At 71.9% G+C, this 9371-nt stretch carries 8 protein-coding genes; 2 read left to right on the plus strand and 6 right to left on the minus strand.

Annotated elements, in window-relative coordinates:
- The 3 genes from Q0R63_RS13420 to Q0R63_RS13430 form a co-directional block, all read right to left on the minus strand.
- Positions 1-1842 (minus strand): TIGR03960 family B12-binding radical SAM protein (locus Q0R63_RS13420; RefSeq protein ID WP_295698092.1); only part of this gene is annotated, 1842 nt, incomplete at its 3' end.
- A gap of 149 nt (positions 1843-1991) precedes the next feature.
- Positions 1992-3545: a hypothetical protein gene (locus Q0R63_RS13425; RefSeq protein WP_295698094.1), complete on the minus strand. Its 1554-nt coding sequence runs from the start codon at positions 3543-3545 to the stop codon at positions 1992-1994.
- Positions 3529-4230: an ABC transporter ATP-binding protein gene (locus tag Q0R63_RS13430; RefSeq protein WP_295698097.1), complete on the minus strand. Its 702-nt coding sequence runs from the start codon at positions 4228-4230 to the stop codon at positions 3529-3531. Before Q0R63_RS13430 ends, Q0R63_RS13425 begins: the two co-directional genes overlap by 17 nt.
- Positions 4231-4350: 120 nt before the next feature.
- On the opposite strand from Q0R63_RS13430, the gene Q0R63_RS13435 reads away from it, so the two are divergent.
- Positions 4351-5280 carry an alpha/beta hydrolase gene (locus tag Q0R63_RS13435; protein ID WP_295698099.1) on the plus strand — a complete coding sequence of 310 codons (930 nt, stop codon included), beginning with the start codon at positions 4351-4353 and terminating at the stop codon, positions 5278-5280.
- On the opposite strand, the gene Q0R63_RS13440 is transcribed toward Q0R63_RS13435, so the two are convergent.
- Positions 5271-7130, minus strand: coding sequence for a long-chain fatty acid--CoA ligase (locus tag Q0R63_RS13440; RefSeq protein ID WP_295698102.1), 1860 nt, complete (start codon positions 7128-7130; stop codon positions 5271-5273). The genes Q0R63_RS13435 and Q0R63_RS13440 overlap by 10 nt on opposite strands.
- A 108-nt stretch (positions 7131-7238) precedes the next feature.
- Entirely contained in the window at positions 7239-8156 is a 918-nt protein-coding gene (locus tag Q0R63_RS13445) for an EamA family transporter (RefSeq protein WP_295698105.1), read from the minus strand.
- Positions 8157-8230: 74 nt separating this feature from the next.
- Here Q0R63_RS13445 and Q0R63_RS13450 point away from each other — a divergent pair, with 74 nt between their 5' ends.
- On the plus strand, positions 8231-9157 hold the full coding sequence (locus Q0R63_RS13450) for a LysR family transcriptional regulator (RefSeq protein ID WP_295698108.1): 927 nt from the start codon (positions 8231-8233) through the stop codon (positions 9155-9157).
- Between the two features lie 12 nt (positions 9158-9169).
- Here the strand turns inward: Q0R63_RS13450 and Q0R63_RS13455 are convergent.
- Positions 9170-9371: hypothetical protein (locus Q0R63_RS13455; protein WP_295698112.1), on the minus strand; the 202-nt coding region annotated here is incomplete at its 5' end.

A 9371-nucleotide genomic window follows, 5' to 3' on the forward strand; every position in this document is an offset into this window, starting at 1 on the left:
CGCCGATTGCCAGTCCTCCCACAACCAGTCCCGGTCCAGCCCAGCGTCGAGGTGATCCCAGGGCAGCACCTCAGTCTGATCACGCTCTCGCGTAGTGAACCAAGCCAGGTCGAGCGGCCCGTCGATCCAGACCTCGTCGATGGCCCGGGTCCAACGTTCGAATGAGAAGTGCTCGCTCCACCCGTCGAAGCGGCCGCCGTCGCGCCAGACCGCCTCGATGACCTTGCCGACCCGACGGTCACCGCGTGACAGCAGTCCCTCGACGAGGCCGGGCTTGCCGTCGTGGTAACGAAATCCGATGGCCGCGGCATACCGCTTGTCGGCGCGGATCGCCTCGCGGAGCTTGGCGAGCCGGGCATCGGTCTCCTCGACCCCGAGCTGCGCCGTCCACTGGAACGGGGTGTGCGGCTTGGGCACGAAGCCGCCGATCGACACGGTGCAGCGGATGTCGCGTCGACCCGACACCTGACGGCCGGTCTCGATGACCCGCTTGGCCAGGTCGGCGATCTGGAGCACGTCCTCGTCGGTCTCGGTCGGCAGCCCGCACATGAAGTAGAGCTTCACCTGCCGCCAGCCCGCTCCGTATGCCGCGGCCACCGTCTTGATGAGGTCCGCCTCGGTTACCATCTTGTTGATGACCTTGCGGATCCGCTCCGATCCGCCCTCGGGCGCGAAGGTCAGCCCCGACCGCCGACCGCCCCGGGTCAGCTCGTTGGCCAGGTCGATGTTGAAGGCATCGACGCGGGTCGACGGCAGCGACAGACCGGTCTGGGTGCCCTCGTAGCGGTCGGCCAGTCCCTTCGCGAGCTCGGCGATCTCGGAGTGGTCGGCGGAGGACAGTGACAGCAGCCCGACCTCCTCGAATCCCGTTGCGGCCAGGCCGCGCTCGACCATCTCGCCGATGCCGGTGATGGACCGCTCCCGCACCGGGCGGGTGATCATGCCGGCCTGGCAGAAGCGGCAGCCGCGGGTGCAGCCGCGGAAGATCTCGACCGACATCCGCTCGTGCACCGACTCCGCGAGCGGCACCAGCGGCTGCTTGGGGTAGGGCCAGGCGTCGAGATCCATCACCGTGTGCTTGCTGACGCGCCACGGCACGCCGGTCGCGCCAGGCTTCGGCGCCACGCGCTTGATCCGGCCGTCGGGGAGGTAGTCGACGTCGTAGAGCGAGGGCACGTAGACGCCCCCCGTGCGGGCCAGTCTCAGCAGCAGCTCGGCCCGACCGCCCGGTCGCCCCTGCGCCTTCCATGCGCCGATGAGGTCGGTGATGGTCAGCACCGCCTGCTCGCCGTCGCCGATGACGGCGGCGTCGATGAAGTCGGCGATCGGCTCGGGGTTGAAGGCCGCGTGCCCACCGGCGAGGACGATCGGGTCGTCGTCGCCGCGGTCGACCGCGTGCAGGGGGATGCCGCCGAGGTCGAGGGCGGTCAGGAAGTTGGTGTAGCCGAGCTCCGTCGCGAACGAGATCCCCAGCACGTCGAAGTCACGGATCGACCGGTGGGCGTCGACGGTGAACTGGGGGACGCCCGACTCGCGCAGCAGTGCCTCGAGGTCGGGCCACACGGAGTAGGTGCGTTCGGCGAGGGCATCGGCCCGCTCGTTGAGGACCTCGTAGAGGATCATCACGCCCTGGTTGGGCACGCCGACCTCGTAGGCATCGGGATACATCAGCGCCCAGCGCGTCGTGAGCTCCTCGCCCCCGGGGCCGTGCCCGCCGCACTGCCAGTCCTTGACGGTCGAGTTGAGCTCACCCCCGACGTACTGGATCGGCTTGCTCACCTGCTCGAGCAACGGCTCGAGGGCAGGGAAGACCGAGTCGCCGGCAACACGGGTGGTCAGCATGCACACCATGGTAGGTCGGGACGCCGGGACCGGCCCCATCACGGGCCGCCCGCCCGCCACCCGGTAGGCTGCGTGCTACCGCGGGCGGCCGGCACCCCGTGCTGCTCTGCCCTGGGACGGACCGTGAGCAGGCTGTCATCCAGGCCGATCTAGAGCGAGGAGACCGTCCGCGTGACGACGGCCCGCGCGACGGGGTCGTCCCACCGGCGCGCGGTCCGCACGAGGCTCACCGCCGAGGTCGCGAGCAGCAGCGCCCCCAGACCGACGGACCAGGACCACGCGAGCGTCTGCCCGAACGCCGAGAACAGGAGACCCGTGACGCTGGAGGTCAGGGCCAGCCGGGCGGAGTAGCCGAGCATCACCCCGGGCGGGGCCGGCGTCGCCCGGGCCCGGCGCAGGTCCATGGCGTAGGGGTGACGGACCGACCAGCGCAGCGAGCTGGCGACGATGCGCACGGAGATGACGAGGGCGGCGACGACCGTCGCGAGGAGCTGTTCGACCCGGGCCGGAGGCCCTGCCCGCACGCTGCAGACGACGAGCGTCGCGATCCCGGACACGAGCAGCATCTCGACCATCACCCAGGTCCGGGCCGCCAGGGCGACCCGGGGTGCCACCGGGAGGCTCTCGCGCCAGAGGGTCCCACGGGCGTCGAGGCACCAGGCGTTGACGCCGAACAGCAGCGCGACCCCCGAGGCGACGAGTCCGGGTAGCACCGGGATCGTCTCCCAGCGCAGCTGGCCCGCGAGGGCCACGAGCATGGGGAGGATGGCGAGGAAGATGATGCCGCGACGCAGCGGCGCCGACCGCCACACGCTGGCGCGGTCGATGCGCAGCATGGCGAGGAAGTCCGAGCGCGTGTCGGGCCGCGCGGCATACACCCTCGTCTCGACCGTGGACTGGGACCTGGGCGGACGCCGGGCCGCCTGCCCGGCCGCCCACGCCCCGCCCCAGACCGCGAGGGCGCCCAGGACGACGATCGCGACGCAGCCGAGCAGCCAGACACCCCAACGTCCTTCGCTCCCTGCGCTGCTCGTGCCGGCAATCAGGGAACCCCCCAGGGCACGGGCCGCAGTGACGGCCCGACCGGTCAGCGACGCGACGAGCACAGCCCCACCGAGCACGCCCCAGACCACCCGGACCGCCAGCACCCCGTGGGGGCTCTGCCGGACGATCTCGACCCCCCACGCCACCGCCTGCGCGACGGCCGTGGCGGCGGCGACCCAGAGGAGCATCGGCAGGACGGTCGCGCCGAGGTGTCCCCGGCCGCCCACGATCGCCGCCGACGCCACGAGGGTCCACGCCTGGACGAGCCAGGCGAGGTTGAGCGGGGCCCAGAGCAGGCTCGCGAGATGGTCGGTGGTCGAGCCGATCGGGAACGCGACGGCCTGGTCGGCCGGCAGCAGCTCCCGTCCGCCACCGGAGGAGACCCCGGAGACCACGCTGGTGAGCAGGAAGACGAGGACCGCCGCCGGGAGGTAGAGGCGGACCTGGGGGATGAGGTCGGCGGGCAGGTCGACCTGGGTCGGCACGACGGCGGCGAGGACGGTCAGGCCGAGGACCGCGAGGAGGGCGAGCCCCATCGCGATGCGGAGGCGCAGCGGGCGCCCGCCGAGTCGGAACCGCAGCAGCGCGACGAGCGCCGGTACCGCACCGAGCGGCCGCGTGACGGGGGTGGCGGCCAGCAGGTCAGCCGAGGAGGGCACGGTAGGCACGGTCGCCCGCCTCTCCCACCATGTCGGCGGCGGGGATGGTCGCTGCTGCCGTCCCGCCGAGCATCACGATGGCCTCCTCGCAGGCGGCGACCGCGAGGTCACGCAGGTGGGTCGAGACGATCACCGCGGCGCCACGCGAACGGGCGTCGGCGACGGCCTCGAGGGTGGCGTCGACGCCGGTGGGGTCGACCCCGTCGAAGGGCTCGTCGAGGAGCAGGACCGCCGGCTCGTGGAAGACCGCGAGCGCGACCGACATGCGGCGGCTCATGCCGTGGCTGAAGCCCGCGGTGACCCGGTGGGCCTCCCCGTCGAGGTCGAAGCGCTCGAGCAGATCGCGGCCACGACGCTCCCACCCGCGCATCCCGCGCAGCCGGGCGCTCAGCTGCAGGTGCTCCCAGGGCGTCGCCCGGGGCACGAGACCACCCACGTCCGGGCAGTAGCCGACCAGCCGCTTGACCGCGAGCGGGTCGAGGGCGACGTCGTGCTCACCGACGAGGACGGTCCCGGACGTCGGGGGCACGACGCCGGCCAGGACGCGCATCGTCGTCGACTTGCCGGCACCGTTGCGGCCGAGCAGGGCGGTCGAGCGCCCGGGCCCGACGGAGAACGACACCCCGCGCACCGCGCTGACCGTGCCGAACCGGACGACGAGATCCGTCACCTCCACCGATGCCACACCACAGTCTCTCAGGAGAAGCCGCACGGCGTCGGGGCCGAACGGCCATGTCCGCAACCGCCATCGTCCATGGCTCACTACGGTGGACACCGCACGGGTCGGCGACGGACGGAGCCAGGAGTGTTCGAGGCGTACGAGGAGTTCGAGGTCGCGGTGGGCGACGGCCGGGTCGTCGGCCGGGTGGCACCCTCTGCGGACCCCACCCATCTGGTCCTCCTGCTGCTGCACGGGCACCCGCAGACGCACGTCATCTGGCACCGGGTGGCCGACCGCCTCGCCCGGTCGTTCACCGTCGTCGCCGCCGACCTGCCCGGCTACGGCGGGTCGCGACCGTCGAATCCCGGCGCGGACGCGCTGACGAAGCGCTCGATGGCCGCGGACCTGGTGGCCGCGATGGAGGTGCTCGGTGCGCGTCACGGCTTCGACCGGTATGCCGTGTGCGCCCACGACCGCGGCGCCCGCGTCACCCACCGGCTGCTCGTCGACCACCCCGGGCGGGTCACCCGCGCGATGCTGCTCGACATCGCCCCGACGCTCGACATGTACGACCAGACGACCCGGGCCTTCGCCACCGCCTACTGGCACTGGTTCTTCCTTGTCCAGGCCGCGCCCTTGCCCGAGCGCCTCATCGGGGCCGACCCCGACGCCTACCTCGACGCGGTCATGGGCTTCGGGCCCACCGGCATGGCGCCGTTCGCGGACGAGGCGCTCGCGGCATACCGGCTCGCGCTGCGCGATCCCGAGGTGGTGCACGGCATGTGCGAGGACTACCGGGCGTCCGCCGGTCGCGACCTCGACCTCGACCGGGCCGACCGCGCGGGCGGGGTGCGGGTCGAGGTGCCGCTCCGCGTCCTCTGGGGACGCGACGGGGTGGTCGAACGGCTCTTCGACCCGCTGGCGCTGTGGTCGCGCGTCGCCACCGACGTCACCGGCGGGCTCGTCGACTGCGGGCACTACATCCCGGAGGAGCGACCCGACGACCTCCTGGCCGAGATCCATGGGTTCTTCGGCGACGGGCGGAGCCAGGACCCACCACCACCTCAGCTGTAGAGCGCGTCCAGCTCCGCGCGGAACTTGTCGGTGACGACCCGACGCCGCAGCTTGAGGCTCGGCGTCAGCTCGCCGGCCTCGACCGTGAGGTCGCGCGGCAGGATGGAGAACTTCTTGATCGTCTCCCACCGGTTGAGACCGGCGTTGAGCTGGTCGACGTAGCCCTGGACCATCGCGTGGGCCTGCGGCGAGCCGACGATCTCGGCGTAGGAGTGGCCGGCCATCCCCTGGCCCGCTGCCCACGACGTCACGGCGTCGGGGTCGAGGGTGATCAGCGCCGACGCGAAGTTGCGTCCGTCGCCGTAGACCAGGAACTGGCTCACAAACGGGCAGATCCCCCGGAAGGTGCTCTCGATGATCGAGGGGGCGATGTACTTCCCGCCCGAGGTCTTGAAGAGGTCCTTCTTGCGGTCGGTGATCCGCACGAAGCCCCGTTCGTCGATGGTGCCGATGTCGCCCGTGTGGAACCACCCGTCGGCGGTGAGCACCTCGGCCGTCGCCTCGGGCTTGTTGTGGTAGCCGCGCATCACCCCAGGCCCCTTGACGAGCAGCTCACCGTCGGCGGCCACGCGCACCTCGGTCCCCGGCACCGGCCAGCCCACGGAGCCCACCTCGTGGCTGCCGACCTCCGACCGGTTGACGCAGGTCGCGGCGCTCGTCTCGGTCAGCCCGTAGCCCTCGTTGACCAGGAGGCCGACCGAGCCGAACCAGCGGGCGACATCCGGGTTGAGCGCGGCAGAACCACTGATGAAGAAGCGAACTCGGCCACCGAAGCGTTCTCTGACCTTGCTCAGCACCAGCTTGTCGGCCATCTTCAGCTGGACCGCCAGCGCGCCGCTCGGGAGCTCGCCCTGCTCGCGCTTCGCCTGGGCCTGCGCCCCGACGCCGAGCGCCCAGTCGATGAGCGCCTTCTTCGCCCCGGTCTCCGCGTCGAAGGTGGTCTGGATGCGCGCGTAGGCCTTCTCGAAGATCCGTGGGGCAGCCCCCATGAAGGTCGGCTGGATGATGGCGAGGTTGTCGACGATCTTGTCGATGCGCCCGTCGATGGCCGTCGGGAACCCGATCTGGAGCGGCAGCGCGACCATCGCCTTGCCGAAGACGTGCGACATCGGCAGCCAGAGGAACTGCAGGTCGTCCTGCGTGAGGTGGCCCATCGAGGCGTTGGAGGCGGCGACGTAGACGAAGGCGTCATGGGTCAGCAGGACCCCTTTGGGACGGCCCGTCGTGCCGGAGGTGTAGATGATCGTCGCGAGGTGCTCGGGCGTCAGGGCGGCGACCCGCTGGTCGAGGACCTCGGGCTCGTGCGCCAGCAGGTCACGCCCGAGGGCGGCCAGCTCGTCCACGCCGATGACCCAGTCGTCGGAGGTGTCGCTCAGCCCGCCGGACGGGTTCAGGAGGACGACCTTGATGAGCTCCGGTGTCGCACTGCGGGACTCGCGCAGCTTGGCCAGCTGCGTTTCGTCCTCCGCGAAGACGATGCGGCTGCCCGAGTCGGCGACGATGAAGGCGACGTCGTCGCCGTTGGACGAGGGGTAGAGCGTCGTCGTCGCCGCGCCGGCGGTCATGATCGCGAGGTCGGCGAGCACCCACTCGAGTCGGGTGGTCGAGGCGATCGCGACCCGGTCCTCGAGCGCGATGCCGAGGGCGACGAGGCCGGCGGCGAGGGCGTCGACCCGCTCCTTGGTCTCGTCCCACGTGAGGTGCTCGAGCGTCTCACCGCGGAAGAACTGGAAGGCCTGCCGCGAGCCCGAGGCAGCGACCCGGTCGCGGAACAGCCGCGCCAGGCTGGGCGCCCGGTTGTCGATGACCCGCTGGTCGAACACTTCGTCCTTGGCCGAGCGAGTTACCACGCGTACTCCCGGGGTGCCGGGTGCCGGGAGGTCCCGACACCGATGTCCTGTCGGCCCGATCTTCCCAACTGCCGGGTGCGTCGCGGTAGCGGGCGGGCGGTTTCGACATCAGACCGACACCTCGGGCACACCGGCCGTAACCGCCTCGGGCTCCCCGCGCTCCCGACGTCGGCGCCGGACCGTCAGCATGGTGACGAGCACCCCCAGCATGAGCAGCAGACCGCCCACGAGGGTGCCGAGGGTCGGCCGCTCCCCCGACACGAGCCACGCCGTGGCGATGCCACTCACCGGCACGAGCAGGGTGAAGGGCACGACGCTCGCGGCGGGATAGCGCCCGAGCAGCGAGTTCCAGACGCCATAGCCGAACACCGAGCAGAGGTATGCCGTGTAGAGGGTCGAGAAGACCGTCACCCCGTCCGCGTGCCGGAACCCCGAGGCGATGGCCGCCGGACCGTCGACCACGAGGGACAGGGCGAAGATCGGGACGGGCACGAAGAGGGCCGACCAGATGGTCAGGCCGATCCCGGACGGACTCCCGACCCGGCGGGCCACGACGTTGCCGCTGGCCCAGGCGAGCGCGGCGCCGATGCAGAGGACGAGCGCCAGCACGGGGGTCGTCGCGCTGCGTCCCACCGCGACGACGGCCAGGCCGACCAGACCCACGAGCACCCCCACCTGCTGGCGGATGCTGGGTCGCTCGCGCAGGGCCAGCGCGGCGATGACGACGGTGAACATCACCTGGACCTGGAGCACGAGGGAGGCCAGTCCGGGCGGCATCCCGAGGTGGAGCGAGGTGTAGAGCAAGCCGAACTGGGCGACGCTCATCAGTAGTCCCACGGCGGCCAGGTCGCGCCAGCGGACGGCGGGCCTCGGCACCAGGAAGATCGCGGGGAGGAGGACGAAGACGAAGCGCAGCGCGACGAACGTCAGTGGGGGCATGTCGTGGATGCCCTTGTCGATGACGACGAAGTTGGCCCCCCACACGATGGTGACGAGCACGGCGAGGAAGGCGTGACGCGGCGGCATACCGGCCATTGTCCGGGCTCGCGACGATGAAGCACCAGCGATACCTTGTCTGGCGCACCAGGTAGCATCGCTGCATGATCGACCTCGTCGGCCTCCAGGCGCTGAGTGCCGTCCGCACCCACGGATCCGTCGTCGCGGCGGCCGAGGCGCTGGGCTTCACCCCCTCGGCGGTGTCCCAGCAGCTCAAGAAGCTCGAGCGGCAGGCGGGCGCCCCGGTGCTCGAGCGCTACGGCCGCGGGGTGCTGCTGACCGAGATCGGGAAGCGGCTCGCCGACCGCGGCGCCGAGGTGCTGGCCTCGATGGAGGCCCTGCAGTCCGACCTCGCGGGGGCCACTGACGCGGTCGCCGGGCGGGTGCATCTTGCGGCGTTCTCGACCGCGGTGCGCGGGCTCGTCGCCCCGCTGCTCCAGCGGATCGCGCTCGACGGAACCCCGCTCGAGGTGACGGTCGTCGAGCAGGACCCGCTCGAGGCCCTCGACCTCGTCGCGACCGGACGGGTCGACGTCGCGCTCGTGCACCACTGGGGAGACACCGTCCTGCCCGTCCCCGACCACGTCGAACGGGTGCCCATCGGCATCGACCTCGCCGACATCCTCGTCCCCTCCGGGCACCGGCTCGCAGGGCGCGGGGCGGTCAGCCCGGCCGACCTCCGGTCCGAGGTCTTCGCGTGCTCGCCCGTCGGCAGCGTCTGCCACCAGTGGCTCACCCGGATGTTCGCCGACGTCGGCGGTCCGCCGCCAATCCCCTACTGGGCAGCGGAATTCAGCTCCCACATCGCCCTCGTCGAGCACGGCGTCGCCGTGTCGCTCATCCCCCGGCTGGGTCGCGAGCTCCTCCCCGCCGGCGTCACGGTGCTGACGGTGGCCGACCCCGTCCCGACCCGCACGGTCTCGCTGGTCTGGCGGCGGAGCATGGCGGCCAGCCCGACGATCCGTCACCTGCGCGAGCTGCTCACCGCGATGGCGCCGGACCTCGGGCTGCGTGCCGCTGTCCTGGACTGAGTCAGAGCGGCCTCAGCCCAGGTGCCGGAACTGCGGCCAGACGGCGTCCCACGTCTCCTGCGGCGAGCGGCACACGGCGACCGGCTGACCCTGCTCCTCGTTGTGGACGCCGACCCCGTCGTCGAGGGTCCCCGCCACCGTGCACGTCGCGAACGTCTGGGCGACCCGGAGCGGACCCTTGCCGACGACGACGGCGGTGACCCGCGTGTGCGGC

The organism is Lapillicoccus sp. (assembly GCF_025353065.1).
Taxonomy (GTDB): Bacteria; Actinomycetota; Actinomycetes; order Actinomycetales; family Dermatophilaceae; genus Lapillicoccus.